Consider the following 20180-nt stretch of genomic DNA (forward strand, 5'->3'; position numbering starts at 1 on the left):
CAGCCATGGTGGCGTTATGGCCGGGTTTCAGCGCCGGCTCTTCCGCCACACTAGAGCAACTAAAAGCGCTATCAGGGCGACTATACCGAACGTCCCGCCCTCTGCATTCACCACGACGGTGGTTGGCTGATATTCGTAGTCTGAGCTCTCCAGAGGCACATAGAGCAGGTCGCTGTCGGCATAGCCGTCATAAACTGCAACCAACGAATGATCATCAGCATCATACAATTCAATCAGGATTTCGTAATCGTCGCTGGCAAAGCCTTCTACCAATTGTGTATTCACTTCAAAAGTGTCGTCGCTGGACTCCCCGTAAATGGTGAACACCGAAGAGTCATGGTATTCCATGAATTCATCTTCCGTACCCAGATATAGAACCGCATAGACCGCAGCGCCCGAATAGGCGGTGTCGGCATCAAAGGTCAGAGTGAAGTCCGAATAATAGCCATCCCTGTCCTGGTCATGTTCCAGCACCAGCCAGGCATCATAAATCCAGATATTTTCACTGCCATGGTACTGCGTGCGCGACACAAGGGTTTTATTTGTGGCGCGCGCCGGACTCTGTATCGCGTCCGCTTTGTTCTCTTGTGCCTGTTGGGCTGGGCGTTCAGTCGATTCAGCACGCCAGTTTTGTGCAAAGCTGACAGAGCTCATACACAACAATGCCAATAATGTGAGTGTTTTCATTGTTCATCTCCATGTCGGTATAGGGTTGAGTGTGGTCGACAGGATGTGAACCAAAACTGAATCGATACTGACTCAGTTTTTATCTTTGAACGAGAAAGCTATTTTGAAGTGAGTACTTACATATATAAGTTAGTGTTTACTATTTATTCAGTGTTGCGTATACTTCCATGACTTGATTCGCTGGAACAAGGCCTGTTTTTAATCCAAAGGGTGTAAACACGGCATTAAGAATATGAGCGGTAGAGTGGCTTCTGTCCTGCTCTAAATCTGACAGAGATCGACGACTGATACCGACCAGCTTGGCATAATCCGCCTGGGTCATTTCGAGCAAATCTTTGCGCAGTATTTTCAGCATTTGTCCCAGTGTCAGCTCGTCCTGGTAATAGCTGTTAAGTAGCGCTGAGATCAGTTCGTAGTCATCTTCGTGTGCAATAATTTTCACGTTTTGGTTTTCCAGTTCGTCACGGGTAAGAGAAAGTGTGAACCGCACGAAAAAACATATCCCGTTCACACCGCTGTTGATCATAGCAGACTTCGTGCAAATTTTTACACTCTTTGTATCAGCGTTTGTTGTTGACTAAAAGCTTGATAAGGGCTCAGATGCGGTTTTATTAAACCTTTAAATCGTACCTGATTAAGCTTTCGAACGACTCTCAATGCATTGTTATATAAGCGATGTGTAAATTTATGCACCTCAATATCCGGGTATCGATTCTTTCCCCTCTGTCACTCTATCAAGCGGACTTTCAGGGACTTTCCTCGCGCCTCCTTTGTAATATTGTGCGGGCGGTTGCTGTTAAGGCACCGCAGAACTTTTCAATAGTCATTCAACCTAATTAGCGGCATGATAGGACGCGGAAAACGGCAATGGGATTTGTCATTAATTGTCGGTGATGTGTCTGTCTTAGAATCTGGTCTGCGATGATGAGCCGAGCTTTAAGCCTCACTACCCAGAATTTCGTTGTGTAAATATTTACACTTGATATTGGCTCAAAATCTACGTTGAGCGCGTCAAAGAGATCTATTTATGTTCATGCATCAGGATACACAGACCAGTGCTCTTCACGAGATAAGACTGAATAAAGTCTTTGCTCTGGTCAAAGCGTCAGGGGCCACCAACGTACTGGATTTGGGATGTGGGTCAGGGTCGTTTTTATGGAAGCTGATGCAGGATCCGCAATTTGTCTCAGTAGTCGGTCTCGAGCAATGTGGCGAATCGCTCCGCCAGGCCAGAAATAAATTACAGGATTTCCTGAACGACAAACCCGTCCGGGAAAAAAACACCGTGTCACAAAAAGACCGGCTTAGCCTGATTTGTGGTTCGTATACAGAACCACCTCCAGGCCTCAATGCGTTTCAGATGGCAGTCATGCTGGAAACCATCGAGCATGTCGTACCGGGGCAACTTTCAGTGGTGGAACATCAGGTGTTCGCATTATTGCGCCCTGCTCAGCTGATTCTGACCACCCCAAACCGAGAGTACAACTGTCTTTATGGTCTGCAGCCAGGCGAATATCGCGATCCTGACCATAAATTTGAATGGGATCGCGCTCGGTTTCGCCAATGGTCCAGAGGGGTTGCGACGCGCAACGGGTATAAGGTCAGATTTCTGGGTGTCGGTGATGAGCATCCCGAACTAGGGCCACCTTCTCAGGTGGCCTGGTTCGAGCAAAACGTTGAGGCGTAGTTACTCAATATTCTGGATCTGTTCACGCATCTGCTCAATCAACACTTTCAGCTCGACGGCCGACTGCGTGATGTCGGCATTGATAGATTTAGACGCAAGCGTGTTCGATTCGCGGTTAAACTCCTGCATCATAAAATCAAGTCGACGCCCTATGGCTCCCCCTTTTTTGAGGATTTTGCGGGTTTCGCTGACGTGGGAGTCCAGACGGTCCAGTTCTTCTGCCACATCCATGCGTTGTGCCAGCATGATCATTTCCTGCTCTAATCTGCCGGGATCAAGTTCCACCTTTGCTTCTGCAAAACGATTGCTGATGCGTTCTTTCTGCCAGGCCATGACCTCAGGCATTTGTTCACGCACCTTCGCCGTCTCAGTCTCAATGGCATCAATACGTTGTTCAATCATGTCTTTGAGGTTATTGCCTTCTGCAGCTCTGGCGTCCAGAAAGTCCTTCAGGCACTGATCAAAGGCTGTCATGATTTGCCCCTGGATAGTATCCATATCTGCCTCTTCTGAGGAAATCACGCCAGGCCACTTGAGCACATCAAAAGGGTTAATCCCGCTGGATTGACCATGAGACTGCACCCAATCTGCTGCATCGATAAGTTGCTTTGCCAGGCCTTCATTGAGTGTGACATTACCCACAGCACCATCATCGGCCTGATATCTCAGGGTGCATTCGACTTTCCCCCGTTGCAATGCCTTGCGAAACCGCTCTCTTAAGATCGGCTCAAGGCTGCGGAATTGCTCAGGTAATCGAAAATAAGTTTCGAGATAGCGCTGGTTCACCGAGCGAATTTCCCAGATTGCGTTGCCCCACTGTGCTTTATGTTCGATGCGGGCGAATGCGGTCATACTGTGAATCATTGGCTGTATTTCCTTGTTAGCTTTGCGCGCCAGTATAACCTATTGCGCGATTTGTGGCAGGCGCCAGTGGGCCGACGGTTAAGCGCTTGTGCATCATTCGCTCGGGTGACTAAACTGACACCCGGGAATGACTTGGGTATAATGCCCGCCAATTCGACCTCAACATCAAGGATTCCAGTATGCGACCCAGTGGCAGAACCGCTAATCAGATTCGCCCAGTAACGATCACCCGTCAGTTTACTCAGCATGCAGAGGGGTCTGTATTGATTGAGTTTGGTAATACGAAGGTGATTTGCACTGCAACCGTAGAAGAAGGCGTTCCCCGTTTCATGAAAGGCCAGGGGAAAGGTTGGGTGACAGCCGAATACAGTATGCTTCCGCGCTCTACCCATACCCGCAGTCAGCGTGAAGCGGCCAGAGGTAAGCAAGGTGGGCGTACGCTCGAAATACAGCGTCTGATTGCCCGTGCGCTGCGTGGTGCTGTGGACCTGAAATTGCTCGGTGAAAACACCGTAATCATCGATTGTGATGTGATTCAGGCCGACGGTGGCACCCGAACCGCCTCAATAACCGGTGGCTGCGTGGCATTGGTGGATGCACTGACGTGGATGCGCAGCAAGGGATTGATTAAGGCTAACCCGCTTAAGTACATGATTGCCGCCATATCGGTAGGTATTTTCAAAGGCACGCCCATCGCGGATTTAGAGTACCTAGAAGATTCCGCAGCCGAGACCGATATGAATGTGGTGATGGCAGATTCTGGTCACCTGATTGAAGTGCAGGGCACGGCAGAAGAAGCCCCCTTTAGCTTTGATGAGCTGCAGGAAATGATGGAATTGTCTAAGCATGCCCTTCGCGAATTGTTTGATGTACAGAAAGCGGCATTGAACTGAGGTAAATCATGCAGGATTATCAAAAAGCCTTTATCGAATTTGCCCTTGAACGTCAGGTATTGAAGTTTGGCCAGTTTACGCTGAAATCTGGTCGCACCAGCCCGTATTTTTTTAATGCGGGTTTGTTTAATACCGGCCTCGATCTTGCCCGGCTGGGTCAGTTCTATGCAGCGGCATTGGTAGACTCTGGTATTGAATACGATTTGCTGTTTGGCCCTGCATACAAAGGGATCCCGATTGCAACCACGACGGCGGTGGCGCTGGCTGATAAACACGGTATTGATAAGCCCTATTGTTTCAACCGTAAAGAAGCCAAGACCCATGGAGAGGGGGGGAATCTGGTAGGCAGTCCTCTCGAAGGCCGGGTTATGTTGGTGGATGATGTGATCACTGCCGGTACCGCCATAAGGGAGTCTATGGATATTATACAGGCCAATGGGGCGTCACTGGCCGGTGTGCTGATTGCACTGGACCGACAGGAGAAAGGCAAGGGAGAGCTCTCCGCGATTCAGGAAGTGGAGCGTGATTTCTCTACCCGGGTAATTTCTATCGTCAGCCTCGGCGATGTGATTCATTATTTGCAAGGCAAAGCGGATATGAAAGCCCACCTTGAGGCGATTTCTGCTTATCGTGACCAATATGGCATCTGAATTTGACCGCGCGGATCATCATCTGGATACGTTGGGGCTGCGTTGCCCTGAACCGGTGATGATGGTGCGCTTACAAATTCGCAAGATGCGCGATGGTGAGACCTTATTGGTGGAGGCCGATGATCCTGCCACCACACGCGATATTCCCAGCTTCTGCCGGTTTATGCAGCACCAGTTGCTAGGGGCTGATACGACGGACACACCCTACCGCTACCTGATACAAAAAGGATTAACTGCGGCGGATACAACCCAGTAGCAGTTTTTTCAGCAGGCGTGCGCTGTGGTGATCGCCACAGTGCACGTCCTCAATAAACAGCTGTTTGTGGCGCAGCAGACTTCTCAGCCTGTCCTCTCGAATACTGAGTTTGATATAGGGCTCTTGCAGTGCAGGAGTATTTTTATCCGCTTCCAAGCCGCTCGGAATTACACGCATAACCGTTCACCTTGCCGCCTGCATGACGTGTTATCCCTTGCGCCCGCCTCATTAAGCCTGACAGCGCGGCGTCTCAGTTGCAACAGACACGCGTTGATGCGCGGCGTCATTACTGTCATCGCGCGGCGTGTCAGGTTTTCCAACTTATGTTCACTGGCCACAACAACGTTTTTGGCACAACGGATCTGGCGCAGTCTCTCATGGGTATCGCTGAGAAGCAGTGATACCGAGGTATAACTAACAACAGGGTCCGGTTGCTGCACTTTGCAGGACATGAGTATTTCTGCGATCTGTCTTGCTCTTTGAGCCGGTACTAATGCTTCCCCCCAGCGCCGCTGGCGGCGATAGTACTGGCTTGTGTTGAGGTAATGCCGGTACATGTACCGGGCAAAAGGTAAATGATCACCTATCCATCGAACATAAAGCGGGCACAATTGAGTGTGTTGCATTGCATCTCCCAGAAGATCTGAAGCCGATCTTTACTTTACGCAAATGCAAATGATTATCAATAGCAAATATAGTTATTTAGTGAAAAGGCTTTTCTTACATGGACTCATTTTGTTTTTCTTTCTCACTTATCCGACATAAAAAAGCCGGCGCAATGGCCGGCTCAAGAGTGCAGGGACTACTGTTACTGCATTGCTCTTAACATCCAAGCGGTTTTCTCGTGGATTCGCATTCTGTCAGAAACCAGTGCAGCAGTGGATTCATCATCTGCCTTTTGTGCGAGTTTGAGCACCTCGCGAGAGGTTTTTACAACCTGTTCGTGACTCTTGGTCAGAATTTCTACCATGGCTCCGGCTCCCGGCACGTCTTCGACTTCCTCGATCGAGCTCAGTTTGGAAAAGGCCTTGTAGGTTCCGGGCGCAATCACACCCAGAGTCCGGATTCGCTCGGCGATATCGTCAACCGCTTCTGCCAGTTCAATATAATGTTCCTCGAACATCAGGTGCAGTTCTCTGAACTGAGGACCGGTTACGTTCCAGTGAAAATTATGGGTTTGCAGATACAGGCTGTACGAGTCTGCCAGTAATCGTTTCAGCCCCTCTGCGATATCCTCTCTATCCTGCGTATTAATACCAATATCGATCTTACTCATTGAAGTCTCCTTTTTCGTGGATACCCGTTAATTCAGTCTTCAGTATTGCAGTGCGAGACTGAATTGACCAATTAATCATAGCAATAGACTTAATCGGTTTTATGAATACTGTTTTTGTAGAATGAGTGAAAACCTAATTAAACCGTCAGAGCCGTCTCAAATTGGAAATAAACGGTGATTCACCCGGCACGGACATGCGTGGCAGCGCCTGTTTAACAAACTCCATGGCAAACCGCGATGGAAAGGTAGTGGTGAATTTTACGATTTTGTCTTCCTGTACGAAGAAGAAGTAAGACGCATAGAAAGGCTCAATACCTTCTTTCTCTATTTTGGCATCAAGATAGTAACCCTTGAACTGTTTGTTCAGCATGTTCCAGCTTAGCTGAATGTCCTCGCTCATCTGCAACGGTGGCAGGTTAAGATCTGTAACAAAGTCAGTCAGGTTATCGCGTAGTTTTTCTGTTTCTTCTTCCAGAATGGCATCAGTGTTACCAATATCGCTGGTAGGAATGGGGTAAACAGAGACTTCGATTTTATCGTTGCTAAAAGAGGGGTCACGGTAGGTCAGCATCGACCCTTCCAGAGGGTCATTGTAAATGCGGCGTTCGCTGAGGGAGAAGTTAGACACTTGCTGCGGCGCCTTCAGATCGTCTTCATAATCTTCTGAATTGAGGTTATGAGCCAGGAATCCGGGACTAAATACCTGTTGTGCCAGGGCATCACGCAAAAAGTGACTCACCAGCTCACTGGCAAAGGCCTGATCATCCCTGGCGCCATTGCGAGAGAGACTGTAGTCGAATTTCTTTAACGGCAAACCGCGCCAGGTCAGGGTGAATCGCGCCTGCACTCTGTTGCGTTTGTCAGTGTAACTGAGACTGGAAATTAACAGCTCGTAGTCCGCGCCGGGCTGTTTCAGCAGCACTATCGGAAACAACCCTGTCTGCTGCAAACTCTGTTGAAATGCCTCAGCACCAATGGCGTCAACCTGGCAATGGTGGCGGGCGGCCATGCGCTGACAAGTCTTGTTTAAATCCGATGACGTGGTTTGCGATAACACCCCTAATGCTGGCAGGTCAGTATTCTGGGTAACCGGGGGCATTTGTACTTGCGTGTCGGTTACGGCGCAGGCGCTTAGCATCAATGCCAGGCAAGGTGCCAACATGCGGAAACGGGAAAATGAATTCATCCTTGAGCCTCGATAATAGGAAGATGATGGATTGTAGAGGAAGTTGTTTAACAAATATACTACAGATCAACGCTTCATTAACATATTACCGGGCGTTAATCCGTTAACGCCCGACCGCTCTGCATAAATTCTGATATCACTGCATCTTGATGATCTGGCCGTCTTTCATCACGAAGCTGACTCGGGTCATCAGACTGATATCATCCAGTGGATTTCCCTTCACTGCTACCAAATCGGCTAATTTTCCTTTTTCCACCGTACCCAGCTGGTCGTCCACGCCCAACAGTTTTGCACCATGAAAGGTGGCGGCTCGAATGGCTTCGATGGCTGGCATGCCCGCGTCGGTCATGAGTTTAAATTCCTCGCCATTATCACCATGGGCCGACACACCGGAGTCAGTACCAAACGCAATATTGACACCTGCCTTATAGGCTCTGGCAAAGGTCGACTGAATCAGTGGACCGATTTCAGCTGCCTTGGGGCGAACCAGTTCCGGAAAGAAGCCATCAATTTCAGCCTTTTCTGCCACCCAGGCACCGGCCAGCACAGTAGGAACATAATAGGTGCCATGTTTTTTCATCAGGGCGATGACATCGTCATCCATATAGGTGCCGTGCTCGATGGAATGGACACCCGCTTTAATGGCGCGCATCATGCCTTCTTTACCATGCGCATGCACTGCCACCTTCATGTCATAGTCTTTGGCAGTGTTTACGATGGCCTCCAGTTCATCTGTCATAAACTGAGGGTTCAGCCCGCTTTTGGCCACGCTCAACACACCACCTGTGGCGGTGATTTTAATCAGATCGGCCCCGTCTTTATAACGTTGACGGACAGCTTCCCGGGCTTCGGCGATACCATTTACCACGCCTTCCTGTGGCCCGGGATCACCCATCAATACCTTTGCTCTGCCGTTGGTGGGGTCGGCATGTCCCCCGGTTGTGGCGATGGATTTAGCGGCCGTATAAACTCGTGGTCCCTGAACTAAGCCTTTTTCAATGGCTTTTCGCAATGCCACCGTTTCGTTATAGCTATCTCCCAGGTTGCGTATGGTGGTAAACCCGGCGTTCAACGTCTTCCCGGCGTAATGGACAGCCTTAAAGCTGTAGTCAGCTTCGTTTAAGGTGAAGCGATCCATATAGGCACCGGGTCCCTGCTGAGAGCTGATGTGGGTGTGCATATCCATTAAGCCAGGCATCAGGGTGCTGTCGGACAAATCCACTAACTGGTCATTGTCTCCTGCCTCAATAAAGCCACGGCGAACATCTACAATGCGATTATTTTCGACAACCACCGTTGCCTGGCTCATCACTTGTGTATCGGTTGCGGTAATCAGCCTGCCCGCGTGGATATAGGTTGCGGCGGAAGCGCCAAGACTGGCCGCTGCCAATGACGCCCCAAACAAAAAAGAAATGCGTTTCATCGTGTTATGCTCATTCTGTTGTTTTTTGTGTCCTGGTCACATTAGGCCAGTTGTTGTGCCAGATCAAAGTCCGTTGTCGCAGCAATCAGTACAATCAGGGCATTCGATTAGTGAAGAGAATAGACTCATATGGCGGCGATGGCAGCACCGGCATTGCGTAAATATCATCTCAATGGCCCCAGATATACGTCCTATCCGACGGCATTGCAGCTGGATGACTTCAATCCGGAATTATTAAAACAGCGTTGTCAGCAGGCAGACGCGAAGCCTCTGTCTTTATACCTGCATGTCCCCTTCTGCCATTCCCTTTGCTATTACTGTGGCTGTAATAAACAAATCACCCGTCAGACACACAAGGCACAGGTTTATCTGGACTACCTGATGCGAGAAATTACTCAGCGCTATCAGCTGTTTACTGAGCGGTCTGTCACGCAAATCCATTTCGGTGGTGGAACTCCCACCTATCTCAGTGATGAGCAATTGACCCGACTCATGGCTCATGTCAGGCAGTGTTTTGAGGTCACCGATGATGCTGAAGTCAGCATTGAGATTGACCCGAGACAGATGACCTTGCCCCGTCTAAAGCATCTTTTTGAACTGGGTTTTAACCGGCTCAGTATTGGTGTTCAGGACTTTGACAAAAAAGTGCAGAAAGCGGTAAACCGGGTACAGGACGAAGAGCATATCGTTGAATTGGTGCGGTTTGCGCGGGAGTTGGGGTTTGCCTCAGTGAGTCTGGATTTGATCTATGGTCTGCCCCACCAAAGCGCAGCAAGCTTTGCTGATTCGGTTAATAAGGTGCTGAAGATTCGTCCTGACAGGTTGTCGGTGTTTAATTACGCTCATATGCCGGAAAAGTTTGCAGCGCAGCGGCGTATTGATGAACAGACCCTGCCGGATAGCGCCGAGCGTATGGCCATTTTTTCGCTGGCCAGTGAATTACTCTGTGCGCAAGGGTATGTGTGTATCGGTATGGATCACTTTGCCCTTGAAGATGATGAATTGGCCAGGGCTCAGCGTCATGGTTCCCTGCATCGCAACTTTCAGGGCTACACCACACAAGGGGATTGTGATTTACTGGGCCTCGGTGTGTCCGCGATCAGTCAGATAAATGGCCTGATTGTGCAGAATGAGAAAGTGTTGAAACACTATTATCAGGCCATGGATAAAAAGGGCGAGGCGTTAGCCAAAGGTTATGCGCTGACTGAGGACGACAGACTCCGTGCTGAGGTGATCAAACAATTGATCTGTCACTTTCATCTTTCCTATGCACATATTGAAAAAGCGTTTCATATTCAGTTTGAGGCATATTTCGCCAAAGAAATAGAACGGTTAAAAGCGATGATGGCTGACGGATTACTGAGCATGTCGTCAACAGGCATACAGGTAACAGATGCTGGACGCAGCTTAATCCGCGCCATTTGTATGCAGTTTGATCGCTATTTGCCACAGTCCCGTCAGCAGGCATTTTCCCGCATTATATGAACGACACACCGCCTTGCGCCGGCAAAGACACTATTATCGAATCTGCCCATCTGTCCTTTAATGTCTCGGCTTGGCCGAATCTGCGTACTTAACTTACTGGTTTATCGTATTTTTTTGCTATGCTAAAGAGCTAATCGCATCTTTTTCCGGAGCAATTCACCCTTATGCGCCGCAACCAGTCTGTCGTCAATGAAGAAGTTCAGTTTTCCGAACAGGAAGAATTGGTGTCCACAACCGATTTACGGGGGATTGTCACCTATGCCAATGAGGCTTTTTGCCGTGTCGCTGGATATGAAGTCGATGAGCTTTTGGGCAAAAACCACAATCTGGTGCGTCATCCGGATATGCCAAAATCTGCATTCAAAGATCTATGGGACAAGCTTAAGCAGGGACAGGCCTGGCGTGGGATGGTCAAGAATCGCTGTAAAGATGGCCGTTATTACTGGGTTGATGCCTATGTAACGCCGGTTTATCAGAATAACAGTGTAGTGGGGTATCAATCTGTACGGGTAAAGCCGCAACGTGAACTGGTGGCCAGGGCGGAAAAAGCCTACCAGGCCATTAACCAGGGTAAATTCAACGCCCATGAAGTTGCTCTGAACCAAAAGTACCTTTCATCTGGTCTCGCGATATTGCTGATTTGTGGCTTGGTTTTCTGGTTCGGCGGCCTCTGGAGTGGTTTGCTAAGTCTGCTGCTACCGCTTGTTTTAGGTGTCATTTTTCGTTCAGAACTGATGGCGTTTCCGCTTCAGGCTGAGGCCTTAAAAACACAGTACGACAGCATTAGTCGCTTTATCTACAGTGGCAAAGGCTTACACAGTGTTGTCGATTTTCATCTTGGCCTGGGCCGGGCGCGATTGCGCACGGTGCTGGGACGCATGCAGGATTCGGCATCGGGTCTGGTTAGCGTGGCGAAAGAGACCAGTAGGGCGGCGCACACTACCGCGGAGGGCATGGAGCAGCAAAAATTTGAAGTGCAGCAGATTGCCACCGCCATTACTGAAATGGCGGCCACCAGTCAGGAAATAGCGCGCAACACCGTGGAAACTTCAGGCAAGGTGAAAAATGCCAATGATTTGTGTGCAGGCGCGAAAGACAAAGTGCTGGAGAGCAAAGGTAAGGTCTCCAGTCTCGCCGATGTTGTTGACCAGGCAGCAAGCTCCGCCAACCAGTTGGTGGATGAAGCAGATAAAGTCGCCAATGTGATGGGGGAAATTGAGGCGATCGCCGATCAGACCAACCTGCTCGCCCTGAACGCCGCGATTGAGGCGGCCCGTGCAGGCGAGAGTGGCCGCGGCTTTTCTGTGGTTGCCGATGAGGTACGCGCACTCTCAACCCGTACTCAGACATCTACAGCCAATATCCATACCAGTTTGCAGACGATGCGCTCGACGCTAAAACAATGGGTTGGCAGTATGCAGCAAAGCCGCGAGCAGGCCATGGAGTGTGTTGATGACGCGCAGAACTCTGCCGCTGCCATGGAAGAGATTTATCAGGTTATGACGGAGATTTCAGATTATTCTGCGCAAATCGCAACGGCGTCGGAGCAACAGGAGAAAGTGTGTGAAGAGGTCAGTCGCAATATCGGCAATATTACGCAGGTTGCAGATGATAATGCGCAGGTAGCCCAGGATATGGAGCAGAGCTCTGGTAGCCTCAGGGCCAGTATCGACAGGATTGCGGCGATGGTAAAGACCTTTGCTCAGAAGGAATAAGCGCCCAAATCCGGTCAGAGCACCCCAAGGCTGAACTGATAGTCGCCGCTTTTAATCATCAGGTGATCTTCGTTGCCCTGACGTTGCGGACGACCCTGGTCAACTAACTGATAAAACAGATTCTGGTGCAGACGACCAAACAGGTTTCTTCTGACTAAGGCATAGGGCAGCAGATCCCCTGTTACCTTGTCTGTCTCCAGCACCACAGGATGTTCCTTCCCCACGATAAACTGATCACCCAGATTTGAAGTGAATACTAACTTCTCTTCTTTTCTTTGCCAGTTAGTGATAATAAAGGGTACGTCTTCGACTGTAATGGCCACCTTCTCTACCGGCGTGACCAGATAGTAACGATCCTGTTCTTTCTTTAAGACACTGGCGAATAACCTGACCAGCGCTTCTCGGCCAATGGGGGTGCCCATATAGTCCCACTGACCGTTGTGCCGGATGACCATGTCAAGCTCACCACAGAAGGGCGGGTTCCAATCCTCCACAGGCGCCGACTTTTGCGCTTGTGCTGCCAGTTGAGCCTGTAAGTCTTCAAGTTTCATTTCGCCGCGCGTCGCTTAGCGCTGGTTTAGCGCATCCCGAAGCTCCCGCAATTTCGCTTTGATAACCCGCATGTTTTCAGGGCCTGTGCGCAGCAATTGTTTTTGCGGGGCAGACAGAGATTCGAGACGCTCATCTTTATATTTGTACATCACACTTTCTGTGGTTACCTCAACAGGCATAGGAACCTCAGGTGTATCCAGCAGATTATCAATGGCTTCGATCAGCACATTGTCAAAGTCGTCTGACCCGGCGCTGATTTCAGCGAAAATCTCTGCTATCGCGGGCTTATACTGCTCGTAAATGGCAATCATAGCCTCCGTGTCCATGCTTTCCATTGCCTCTACGTAGGGCGTATAGCGCTTGTAACTGGCCGCATCGATCCATTCTTTTCCGGCCTGGCGGTAAACTCTGAACTCCTGAGCCGGAGGCTGCAGAACCTGATGGTTGGGGGCCAGTTTGTCATCTGCCAGGTTAGCGCTGAAAACCACAAAACGGCGCAACAGATCTTCGTCTACGATCAGTCTGGCCATGGCTTCATACACGCCAGTCTCTGCAATAGCTGTTTTGATGGCGGCATCACTGGTATCCAAAGGCACAGGCTCCGGTTCTGGTTCGGGCTGTGGCTCTGGCATCGGAGTCGGTGGTGCTGGTATGGGTTCTGGTTCAGGTTCCGGCTCAGGCAAAGGCTCAGGCTCGGGGTCAGGCTGTGGCTGCATCACCGGCTCAGTGGGTTGAGTAACCTGTGCCTCGTCCTTGGGCCAGAGAAACAGGGCTACCAGCAAAACAACTAGCAATCCTGCGACTGCGATGTAGGGAAGCAGGGAATTTTTCTCTGTCGTGTCATTATCTGTCATAACAACTTACCTTTTCAGCTGGATGTTTCTACCCGAAAGCACATGCTGTCGAAAACGAAAATGTTACTCCGTACTTAGGTAGTACCTGGTTATAGAGTCTATCAGTTAAGACTGATAATGCACCTTGTCTGACACATTATCCAGTCGTTCGTTCACCTGCCCCTAAATCACCTGGCGTGAAGAATTGAACTGATTATCAGATTGAAAAGTATAAAAAAAGGTCCATATCAGGAGACTATAATGAACTATCAGCTAACGTCGTTGCAGCGTGATAAGCCGGTTTTTGAACAGGTCTGGGTACTTTCGTATGAAATGAGTGTCTATCTGGTGCAAATTTCGGTCGATGGGAACCGCGGCCTGGTCTATGCTAATGACAGCAATCCGATGAGGTTCACCAGCCTGGAGCAGGTACGGAACGCCTTTTCAGATCTGGTCGTGAAGCAGGCTGAATTGATTCATCATTCTGCTTACGATGAAATGATTGGGGCCGCACAAGAGCCCGACAATACCATGAGATTGCCGATACGATTGGGTTTGGAGCACTCGCTGTAAAGCGCAAAGTTTACAGTTTGCCACTGGTAAGAGATTAGCTTATAACCAAACGGCCTTGTTTATCACTTTTATAAGAGTATCCTAATATAAGGATTTGACTTCTGGAGGATAAATGTCTGAATTTAACTGGCAACGGGCCGTAATTAAGGTAGGGAGTGCTCTGATATCACCCGATGGACATCAGTGCAGCGCGAAGTACTTACTGGCCATCGCCAGGTTCATCACTGAAAGCCGCGAGCAGGGCAAACAGGTCATTATTGTGTCTTCGGGCAGTGTTGCTGCCGGGCGCAGTGTTATCGCCCACAAGACCCACCCATCCATTGCTGAGAAACAGGCAATGGCAGCGGTTGGGCAAATGCAAATGATGGAAAACTGGTCACGCTTTTTCGATTTCCCTTGTGCCCAGGTCCTGCTCACCTATGACGATTTCCATGACAGATCTCGCTATGTGAATATTAAAAACACGGTCCGGGAGCTGCTCAACAATAACGTATTACCCATTGTGAACGAGAACGACACCACCTCCGTGGACGTGCTCAAGGTGGGTGACAACGATAACCTGGCTGCGTATGCCGCCATGGTGGCAGAGGCCGATACACTGGTCATTTGTTCTGATATAGATGGTTTGTACGATGCAGACCCTCGTATCAATCCACAGGCAAAACTGATCCCGGTGGTAAACAACATCGATGGTGAAATTTATGAGCTGGCAGGCGGGCCTGGCAGTAAAGTCGGCACCGGTGGTATGCGTACCAAAATTGAAGCCGCCGATAAGTGTGCCGAAAGTGGTATACAGACGCTGATCGTAAATGGCAGCAAGGGTGAAGTCTTTGATGCCCTTCTTGACGGCCGCATTCCCGGTACCCGGTTTGTTCCGGCTAAAACCCCGGATACGGCGAAAGAGCAATGGCTTAAGCATACGTTGATTGCAACTGGTCGTATTGAAGTGGATCAGGGTGCCAAGAAGGCGCTTATCCAGACCGGTGCCTCGCTATTGCCTGTTGGCATTAGCGGCGTAGAAGGCGATTTCACAGCCGGTGATGCCGTTGAGATCTGCCACAACAATGTGCCCTTTGCGAAAGGGGTGGCCTTGTACAGTGCCGCAGACCTGAACGCAATCAAAGGTCTTTACAGTGACGACTTTGAAAACGTCATTGGCTATTCATCGGGCGAAGCTGCGGTACACAGGGACGATCTGGCGTTACTCTAACGCCACCTTTCACATTGAACTCATCTATACAGCCTGCAGGTGAACCTGGCGGGCTGTTTTCCGACAAAGGAGAAAACATGACTTTTTCGATTAAAGAGATGGCGCAAAAAGCACGAATTGCCTCACGCCAGCTGGCTAAGCTGACGTCCGTCAAGAAAAACGCAGTATTGCACAGCATTGCTGACAACCTTGAGTCCATGACCGACAGCATTCTTGCGGCGAATAAAAAAGACGTGGAAGCAGGTCGCCAGGCCGACTTAGCCGAATCCATGCTGGACAGACTGACGCTGGATACGGCCGCCATCGCCAATATTGCCGATGCGGTGCGTCAGATTGCAGCACAGGATGACCCCGTTGGCAGCATCCGCGATATTCGTCGTCAGGCAAGTGGCATCGAAGTGGGCAAAATGCGTATTCCTCTGGGTGTGGTCGCGATGATCTATGAATCACGCCCCAACGTTACCATTGACGCTGCGGCGCTGTGCTTTAAAGCAGGTAATGCAGTGGTGCTGCGTGGCGGTAAAGAAGCGCTACACTCGAATCTGGCATTGGCTGAATGTATTAAAGCGGCGTTGCAGGAGCACAATGTTGACCCCAATGTGGTGGTAGTGGTGCCAGACCCTGATCGCGCGATTATGAATGAACTGATGACGCTGAATGAAGAAATCGATCTGATCATTCCTCGCGGCGGTGAAGGACTGATACGTTTTGTTTCTGAGAACAGCCGCATCCCGGTTATCCAGCACTATAAAGGGGTGTGTCACCTGTACGTGGACAGCGCGGCCGATGAGGCTAAAGCACTGGGCTTGCTGCAAAACGGTAAAACCCAGCGCACCGGTGTGTGCAACGCCCTGGAAACGCTGCTGGTGCACAAAGATATTGCACCGAGTTTCCTGCCCATGGCGGCCGCAATGCTGGCCGAACATAAAGTGCGAGTGCATGCCTGTGAGCAAAGTATTGATTATTTTGACGGTGCGGAAGCGGCCACAGATGAAGACTGGGACGCAGAATACCTGGCGCTGGAAATTGCGGTACGGGTGGTCGACACCTTTGACGATGCAGTGGCGCATCTTGAGCAATATAGCTCCGGTCACACCGAGGTGATTGCGACTCAGGATTACTCCCGCGCACAGCAGTTCATTCGCAGCGTCAATTCCGCGGTGGTGATGGCCAATGCCTCGTCACGTTTCTCTGATGGCGGAGAGCTGGGTCTGGGAGCCGAGATCGGTATCTCTACCAGTAAGTTGCACGCCTACGGTCCCATGGGGGCAGAATCGCTCACTACGGAGAAGTTTATTGTGCTGGGCGACGGCCATATCCGCCAGTAAAGAATGAATTATGAAGCGTAAGGGCTCCGCATGGAGCCCTTTTTATTTGAACGCCCGACAGCCCTATTCACGCTCCAGTTGTTTGATCTTTTGATGCAGCTCCCAGGCAGGATCGGTGACTAATGTTTCCAGCACCTGAATACGTTCCTGTAGTTGCTGAATATGATGATCCTTGTCTTGAGTCCGCTCTGTGGGTTTGCAATCAAAAGGATTGTCTACCTCTGCATTAAACCAGGCAATCAGTTTCCAGTGGTATTTTTTATCAAGCCAGCAAAGCAGCAGATAGCCGGACAGCAGCGCCATCACTAATAAACTTGTCGTCAAAGTCGTCATATTTTACCCCTGTCATGTTGAGTGAGTGAAACCGGTCATCAAGGTTAGTCGTAGCCATCACGGAATCCTTACAAAATTTTCTTGGCTAAGGTCGGCTTTGATCTTGTTATAAAACCCTCTAGAATCCCTTCACACTCCCAATAACGGACCTGCCATGCCAGCTATTACGGAATTGTTCGAAAAAAACCGCCAGTGGGCTGAGCGCACTGTGGAATCGGAACCTGATTTTTTTAAGAAGCTATCTGAACAGCAGACGCCGGAGTACTTGTGGATTGGATGTGCTGACAGCCGAGTACCGGCCAATCAGCTCTTAGACCTGTTGCCTGGTGACATTTTCGTGCACCGCAATGTGGCGAATCTGGTAATACATACCGACTTGAACTGTCTGTCTGTGCTTCAGTATGCAGTTGAAGTGCTCAAGGTGAAGCACATCATTGTTTGCGGCCATTATGGTTGTGGCGGGGTAGAGGCTGCATTGGCAAACAGGCAGTTAGGATTAATCGACAACTGGCTGGCCCATATTCAGGATATTGCCACTTACCACTGGCCGGCGCTGGAACCACTGTCACCCGAAGACAGGGTGCAAAAGCTGTGTGAGCTCAATGTCCTGGAGCAGGCAAGGAACATTCGCCGCACCTCTATCGTCCGTGATGCACTGAGCAGAGGCCAGGAATTGCGTATTCACAGTTGGATCTACAGCTTGCGCAATGGCCGTCTGACCGATGTGGAAGCCAAGTACCGCGAAGCAGAGTAGCTAGGTCAATGACGGCAACCTTATCCGCACTGACCTTATACCCGATAAAATCTACCCGCGGGCTGCAGGTATCCCGCGCGGTGGCCACCGCCGAAGGTCTGGCCTTTGACCGTCGCTTTATGCTGGCCGATGAAAAAGGTCGCATGTTGACAGGCCGGGCTCTGCCAAAGCTGGTGCAGGTGCAGGCTACACCAACACCTCTTGGCTTGTTGGTGACCCATGCTCAGATGCCCCCCTTGCAACTGGATTTTGCCGCATTTACAGGCGCACGCTGCCAAACCCATGTGTGGAAGGACCATTTCAGCGCGTTTGCCACCCATAGTGATGCGAATCACTGGTTTTCCACCTTGCTGGACCGCCCCTGCCAATTACTATATGCCGGCACCGAGTCACCACGATTCAGTGAAAGTGCCAATACGACGGTGAGTTTTGCCGATGGATTCCCTCTGCTGCTGTTATCAGAAGCGTCACTGGCAGATCTCAATGCTCGCTGTCAGCAGCGTCATAGCATGGCTCAGTTCCGGCCCAATCTGGTGGTAACCAATACCGCAGCGTTTGCCGAAGACAGCTGGTCCCGCATTCGTGTGGGTGAGGTGGAATTGCAATTAGACTGTCCGTGCAGTCGCTGTATTTTTGTGACCCGCGATGCCGACAGCGGCGATTTTCTGCCCCAGCGCGAGCCTCTGAACACTCTGGCTCAGTTTCGTAAAGACCAGCACGGTAAGATTAACTTTGGTATGAATGTCACGGTAATCAAAGGCGGTGTACTGGAATTGGGCGGTGAGATTGAGGTGTTGGAACACAGAGTGGCAGAAACTTATTAAGGATTGGCCAGTCTGGCCGGGAATAAAAAAAGCCCGGTCAAACTGACCGGGCAACAACAGGTGCCAGGCACCTAACGACAGAAAATGGGAGAAATTTTCTGCGACTTGCTTAATGGTTGGCGACGATAGCTTTCATATCCGTCATATAGCCACGCAGCGTATCACCAATCTTTTCAACCGGATGCTGACGAATGGCGGCATTAACCTGAACCAGTGTCTTATTGTCCACACTGTTGCTGTCCAGCTTCAGCCCCTTGCCGATAACATCTGTACTCAGGCCCGGCATGAACTGCTCAGCCAGTAACGGCATGGCCGCATTGGCAAACAAGTAGTTCCCGTATTCTGCGGTGTCAGATATCACCACGTTCATTTCATACAGACGCTTACGGGCAATGGTATTGGCGATCAGCGGCGTTTCATGCAGTGATTCGTAGTACGCCGATTCTGGCAGCATACCCGACTCCACCATGACGTCGAAGGCCAGCTCTACACCGGCTTTGATCATGGCTACCAGTAGAATGCCGTTGTCGAAGAACTCCTGCTCATCGATGGTACCGGTGTATTGTGGCGCTTGTTCAAATGCACTCTGGCGGGTTTGTTCACGCCATTTCAATAAATTGGCATCACCGTCAGCCCAATCCTGCATCATAGTGCGAGAGAACTCGCCGCTGAGAATGTCGTCCTGGTGCTTTTCGAATAACGGGCGCAGCAGTGACTTGAGGCTTTCTGACAGTTCCTGCGCTTTCAGTTTGCCCGGGTTGGAAAGCCTGTCCATCATATTGGTGACACCACCGATCTTCAGCGCTTCGGTAATGGCCTGTAATCCATACTGAATCAGCGCGGCGGCATAGGCCTTATCGATGCCGTCGGCGACCATTTTGTCAAAAGCGAGCAGGGCTGCGGTTTGTTGCATGCCGCAAAGAATTGTCTGCTCACCCATCAGGTCTGACTTCACTTCGGCTACAAAGGAGGACTCCAGTACACCGGCACGATCTCCACCTGTGGCAGAAGCCAGCGCCTTGGCAATCTCCAGGCCCTGACCCTGAGGATCATTCTCTGGATGCACGGCGATGAGGGTCGGTACACCAAAGCCACGCTTATATTCTTCGCGCACTTCTGTACCGGGGCATTTGGGCGCACACATGACTACAGTGATGTCGTCACGAATTTGCTGACCTTCTTCGACGATGTTGAAGCCGTGTGAGTAGGACAATGCCGCGCCTTTTTTCATCAGCGGCATCACCGCTTCAATCACATTGGCGTGCTGCTTGTCAGGCGTCAGGTTATATACCAGGTCTGCCTCAGGAATCAGCTGCTGGTATGTACCTACGGTAAAACCATTACTGCTGGCACGCTGATAGGAATCACGTTTCTCATCGATCGCACTCTGGCGCAATGCATACGCCACATCCAGGCCAGAATCACGCATGTTGAGGCCCTGATTAAGGCCCTGGGCACCACAACCAACGATGACAATTTTCTTACCTTTTAAGAATTCACAACCAGATTTAAATTCGTCGCGGTTCATAAACCGGCAACGACCTAACTGGTCCAGCTGCTCTCTGAGCTTCAGAGAATTAAAATAATTTGCCATTTCTTGCTCCAGCTATCCCGCATCAGCAGGATGATAATCTTCTTCTTACAAGCCAGT

At 50.3% G+C, this 20180-nt stretch carries 23 protein-coding genes; 11 read left to right on the top strand and 12 right to left on the bottom strand.

What is annotated here, in order from left to right:
- Positions 1–27: 27 nt before the first annotated feature.
- Positions 28–687, bottom strand: coding sequence for a choice-of-anchor H family protein (locus tag CCY32_RS03995; protein ID WP_088329307.1), 660 nt, complete (start codon positions 685–687; stop codon positions 28–30).
- Positions 688–826: 139 nt separating this feature from the next.
- On the bottom strand, positions 827–1129 hold the full coding sequence (locus tag CCY32_RS04000; protein WP_210401678.1) for a helix-turn-helix domain-containing protein: 303 nt from the start codon (positions 1127–1129) through the stop codon (positions 827–829).
- Positions 1130–1714: 585 nt separating this feature from the next.
- Between CCY32_RS04000 and CCY32_RS04005 the strand changes: the two genes are divergently transcribed.
- Positions 1715–2374, top strand: coding sequence for a methyltransferase domain-containing protein (locus CCY32_RS04005; RefSeq protein WP_088329309.1), 660 nt, complete (start codon positions 1715–1717; stop codon positions 2372–2374).
- On the opposite strand, the gene CCY32_RS04010 is transcribed toward CCY32_RS04005, so the two are convergent.
- On the bottom strand, positions 2375–3238 hold the full coding sequence (locus CCY32_RS04010) for a YicC/YloC family endoribonuclease (RefSeq protein WP_088329310.1): 864 nt from the start codon (positions 3236–3238) through the stop codon (positions 2375–2377). It abuts the gene before it with no gap.
- 179 nt (positions 3239–3417) lie between these two features.
- On the opposite strand from CCY32_RS04010, the gene rph reads away from it, so the two are divergent.
- Genes rph through tusA form a run of 3 tightly spaced genes read left to right on the top strand, consistent with a single transcriptional unit; the run spans position 3418 to position 5037 of the window.
- Positions 3418–4131 carry a ribonuclease PH gene (rph, locus tag CCY32_RS04015; protein WP_088329311.1) on the top strand — a complete coding sequence of 238 codons (714 nt, stop codon included), beginning with the start codon at positions 3418–3420 and terminating at the stop codon, positions 4129–4131.
- Positions 4132–4139: 8 nt separating this feature from the next.
- Positions 4140–4781, top strand: a complete 642-nt coding sequence (gene pyrE / locus CCY32_RS04020) for an orotate phosphoribosyltransferase (RefSeq protein WP_088329312.1) — start codon at positions 4140–4142, stop codon at positions 4779–4781.
- Entirely contained in the window at positions 4771–5037 is a 267-nt protein-coding gene (tusA, locus tag CCY32_RS04025; protein WP_088329313.1) for a sulfurtransferase TusA, read from the top strand. Before pyrE ends, tusA begins: the two co-directional genes overlap by 11 nt.
- On the opposite strand, the gene CCY32_RS04030 is transcribed toward tusA, so the two are convergent.
- From CCY32_RS04030 to CCY32_RS04050, 5 genes are all read right to left on the bottom strand, one after another.
- Positions 5011–5214: a hypothetical protein gene (locus CCY32_RS04030; RefSeq protein ID WP_088329314.1), complete on the bottom strand. Its 204-nt coding sequence runs from the start codon at positions 5212–5214 to the stop codon at positions 5011–5013. The genes tusA and CCY32_RS04030 overlap by 27 nt on opposite strands.
- Positions 5205–5663 carry a hypothetical protein gene (locus CCY32_RS17075; protein WP_141096168.1) on the bottom strand — a complete coding sequence of 153 codons (459 nt, stop codon included), beginning with the start codon at positions 5661–5663 and terminating at the stop codon, positions 5205–5207. The genes CCY32_RS04030 and CCY32_RS17075 overlap by 10 nt, the downstream gene beginning before the upstream one ends.
- A 182-nt stretch (positions 5664–5845) precedes the next feature.
- Positions 5846–6313, bottom strand: coding sequence for a Dps family protein (locus CCY32_RS04040; protein WP_088329316.1), 468 nt, complete (start codon positions 6311–6313; stop codon positions 5846–5848).
- Between the two features lie 145 nt (positions 6314–6458).
- The gene (locus tag CCY32_RS04045; RefSeq protein WP_141096169.1) at positions 6459–7499 is read right to left on the bottom strand and encodes a hypothetical protein; all 1041 of its coding nucleotides are present in this window, start codon (positions 7497–7499) and stop codon (positions 6459–6461) included.
- A gap of 136 nt (positions 7500–7635) precedes the next feature.
- Positions 7636–8922 carry an amidohydrolase family protein gene (locus CCY32_RS04050; RefSeq protein ID WP_088329318.1) on the bottom strand — a complete coding sequence of 429 codons (1287 nt, stop codon included), beginning with the start codon at positions 8920–8922 and terminating at the stop codon, positions 7636–7638.
- A 129-nt stretch (positions 8923–9051) separates the two neighbouring features.
- Between CCY32_RS04050 and hemN the strand changes: the two genes are divergently transcribed.
- Both hemN and CCY32_RS04060 read left to right on the top strand, forming a co-directional pair.
- Entirely contained in the window at positions 9052–10407 is a 1356-nt protein-coding gene (gene hemN, locus CCY32_RS04055) for an oxygen-independent coproporphyrinogen III oxidase (RefSeq protein WP_088329319.1), read from the top strand.
- Between the two features lie 164 nt (positions 10408–10571).
- On the top strand, positions 10572–12122 hold the full coding sequence (locus tag CCY32_RS04060) for a PAS domain-containing methyl-accepting chemotaxis protein (protein ID WP_088329320.1): 1551 nt from the start codon (positions 10572–10574) through the stop codon (positions 12120–12122).
- Between the two features lie 14 nt (positions 12123–12136).
- On the opposite strand, the gene CCY32_RS04065 is transcribed toward CCY32_RS04060, so the two are convergent.
- Both CCY32_RS04065 and CCY32_RS04070 read right to left on the bottom strand, forming a co-directional pair.
- Complete coding sequence (locus tag CCY32_RS04065; RefSeq protein WP_088329321.1) at positions 12137–12673, bottom strand: DUF1285 domain-containing protein; 537 nt, start codon at positions 12671–12673, stop codon at positions 12137–12139.
- Positions 12674–12688: 15 nt separating this feature from the next.
- Positions 12689–13528 carry a DUF3014 domain-containing protein gene (locus CCY32_RS04070; protein ID WP_088329322.1) on the bottom strand — a complete coding sequence of 280 codons (840 nt, stop codon included), beginning with the start codon at positions 13526–13528 and terminating at the stop codon, positions 12689–12691.
- A gap of 240 nt (positions 13529–13768) precedes the next feature.
- On the opposite strand from CCY32_RS04070, the gene CCY32_RS04075 reads away from it, so the two are divergent.
- From CCY32_RS04075 to CCY32_RS04085, 3 genes are all read left to right on the top strand, one after another.
- On the top strand, positions 13769–14080 hold the full coding sequence (locus CCY32_RS04075; protein WP_088329323.1) for a DUF6482 family protein: 312 nt from the start codon (positions 13769–13771) through the stop codon (positions 14078–14080).
- Between the two features lie 112 nt (positions 14081–14192).
- Positions 14193–15290: a glutamate 5-kinase gene (proB, locus tag CCY32_RS04080; RefSeq protein ID WP_088329324.1), complete on the top strand. Its 1098-nt coding sequence runs from the start codon at positions 14193–14195 to the stop codon at positions 15288–15290.
- Positions 15291–15367: 77 nt separating this feature from the next.
- The gene (locus CCY32_RS04085; protein ID WP_088329325.1) at positions 15368–16618 is read left to right on the top strand and encodes a glutamate-5-semialdehyde dehydrogenase; all 1251 of its coding nucleotides are present in this window, start codon (positions 15368–15370) and stop codon (positions 16616–16618) included.
- A gap of 63 nt (positions 16619–16681) precedes the next feature.
- On the opposite strand, the gene CCY32_RS04090 is transcribed toward CCY32_RS04085, so the two are convergent.
- A complete protein-coding gene (locus tag CCY32_RS04090) occupies positions 16682–16951 on the bottom strand; it encodes a hypothetical protein (RefSeq protein WP_088329326.1) in 270 nt (89 codons plus the stop codon).
- Between the two features lie 154 nt (positions 16952–17105).
- Between CCY32_RS04090 and can the strand changes: the two genes are divergently transcribed.
- On the top strand, positions 17106–17705 hold the full coding sequence (gene can / locus CCY32_RS04095) for a carbonate dehydratase (RefSeq protein ID WP_088329327.1): 600 nt from the start codon (positions 17106–17108) through the stop codon (positions 17703–17705).
- 8 nt (positions 17706–17713) lie between these two features.
- Positions 17714–18529, top strand: a complete 816-nt coding sequence (locus CCY32_RS04100; protein ID WP_088329328.1) for an MOSC N-terminal beta barrel domain-containing protein — start codon at positions 17714–17716, stop codon at positions 18527–18529.
- 109 nt (positions 18530–18638) lie between these two features.
- On the opposite strand, the gene ilvC is transcribed toward CCY32_RS04100, so the two are convergent.
- The gene (ilvC, locus tag CCY32_RS04105; RefSeq protein ID WP_088329329.1) at positions 18639–20123 is read right to left on the bottom strand and encodes a ketol-acid reductoisomerase; all 1485 of its coding nucleotides are present in this window, start codon (positions 20121–20123) and stop codon (positions 18639–18641) included.
- Between the last annotated feature and the right edge of the window lie 57 nt (positions 20124–20180).

It is taken from the genome of Lacimicrobium sp. SS2-24 (assembly GCF_002201535.1).
GTDB lineage: Bacteria > Pseudomonadota > Gammaproteobacteria > Enterobacterales > Alteromonadaceae > Lacimicrobium.

Excerpts from the sequence above, each read along its gene's own strand:
- CCY32_RS03995 (WP_088329307.1), bottom strand. The coding sequence starts at position 687 with ATGAAAACACTCACATTATTGGCATTGTTGTGTATGAGCTCTGTCAGC.
- CCY32_RS04005 (WP_088329309.1), top strand. The coding sequence starts at position 1,715 with ATGTTCATGCATCAGGATACACAGACCAGTGCTCTTCACGAGATAAGA.
- CCY32_RS04010 (WP_088329310.1), bottom strand. The coding sequence starts at position 3,238 with ATGATTCACAGTATGACCGCATTCGCCCGCATCGAACATAAAGCACAG.
- rph (WP_088329311.1), top strand. The coding sequence starts at position 3,418 with ATGCGACCCAGTGGCAGAACCGCTAATCAGATTCGCCCAGTAACGATC.
- pyrE (WP_088329312.1), top strand. The coding sequence starts at position 4,140 with ATGCAGGATTATCAAAAAGCCTTTATCGAATTTGCCCTTGAACGTCAG.
- tusA (WP_088329313.1), top strand. The coding sequence starts at position 4,771 with ATGGCATCTGAATTTGACCGCGCGGATCATCATCTGGATACGTTGGGG.
- CCY32_RS04030 (WP_088329314.1), bottom strand. The coding sequence starts at position 5,214 with ATGCGTGTAATTCCGAGCGGCTTGGAAGCGGATAAAAATACTCCTGCA.
- CCY32_RS17075 (WP_141096168.1), bottom strand. The coding sequence starts at position 5,663 with ATGCAACACACTCAATTGTGCCCGCTTTATGTTCGATGGATAGGTGAT.
- CCY32_RS04040 (WP_088329316.1), bottom strand. The coding sequence starts at position 6,313 with ATGAGTAAGATCGATATTGGTATTAATACGCAGGATAGAGAGGATATC.
- CCY32_RS04045 (WP_141096169.1), bottom strand. The coding sequence starts at position 7,499 with ATGAATTCATTTTCCCGTTTCCGCATGTTGGCACCTTGCCTGGCATTG.
- CCY32_RS04050 (WP_088329318.1), bottom strand. The coding sequence starts at position 8,922 with ATGAAACGCATTTCTTTTTTGTTTGGGGCGTCATTGGCAGCGGCCAGT.
- hemN (WP_088329319.1), top strand. The coding sequence starts at position 9,052 with ATGGCGGCGATGGCAGCACCGGCATTGCGTAAATATCATCTCAATGGC.
- CCY32_RS04060 (WP_088329320.1), top strand. The coding sequence starts at position 10,572 with ATGCGCCGCAACCAGTCTGTCGTCAATGAAGAAGTTCAGTTTTCCGAA.
- CCY32_RS04065 (WP_088329321.1), bottom strand. The coding sequence starts at position 12,673 with ATGAAACTTGAAGACTTACAGGCTCAACTGGCAGCACAAGCGCAAAAG.
- CCY32_RS04070 (WP_088329322.1), bottom strand. The coding sequence starts at position 13,528 with ATGACAGATAATGACACGACAGAGAAAAATTCCCTGCTTCCCTACATC.
- CCY32_RS04075 (WP_088329323.1), top strand. The coding sequence starts at position 13,769 with ATGAACTATCAGCTAACGTCGTTGCAGCGTGATAAGCCGGTTTTTGAA.
- proB (WP_088329324.1), top strand. The coding sequence starts at position 14,193 with ATGTCTGAATTTAACTGGCAACGGGCCGTAATTAAGGTAGGGAGTGCT.
- CCY32_RS04085 (WP_088329325.1), top strand. The coding sequence starts at position 15,368 with ATGACTTTTTCGATTAAAGAGATGGCGCAAAAAGCACGAATTGCCTCA.
- CCY32_RS04090 (WP_088329326.1), bottom strand. The coding sequence starts at position 16,951 with ATGACGACTTTGACGACAAGTTTATTAGTGATGGCGCTGCTGTCCGGC.
- can (WP_088329327.1), top strand. The coding sequence starts at position 17,106 with ATGCCAGCTATTACGGAATTGTTCGAAAAAAACCGCCAGTGGGCTGAG.
- CCY32_RS04100 (WP_088329328.1), top strand. The coding sequence starts at position 17,714 with ATGACGGCAACCTTATCCGCACTGACCTTATACCCGATAAAATCTACC.
- ilvC (WP_088329329.1), bottom strand. The coding sequence starts at position 20,123 with ATGGCAAATTATTTTAATTCTCTGAAGCTCAGAGAGCAGCTGGACCAG.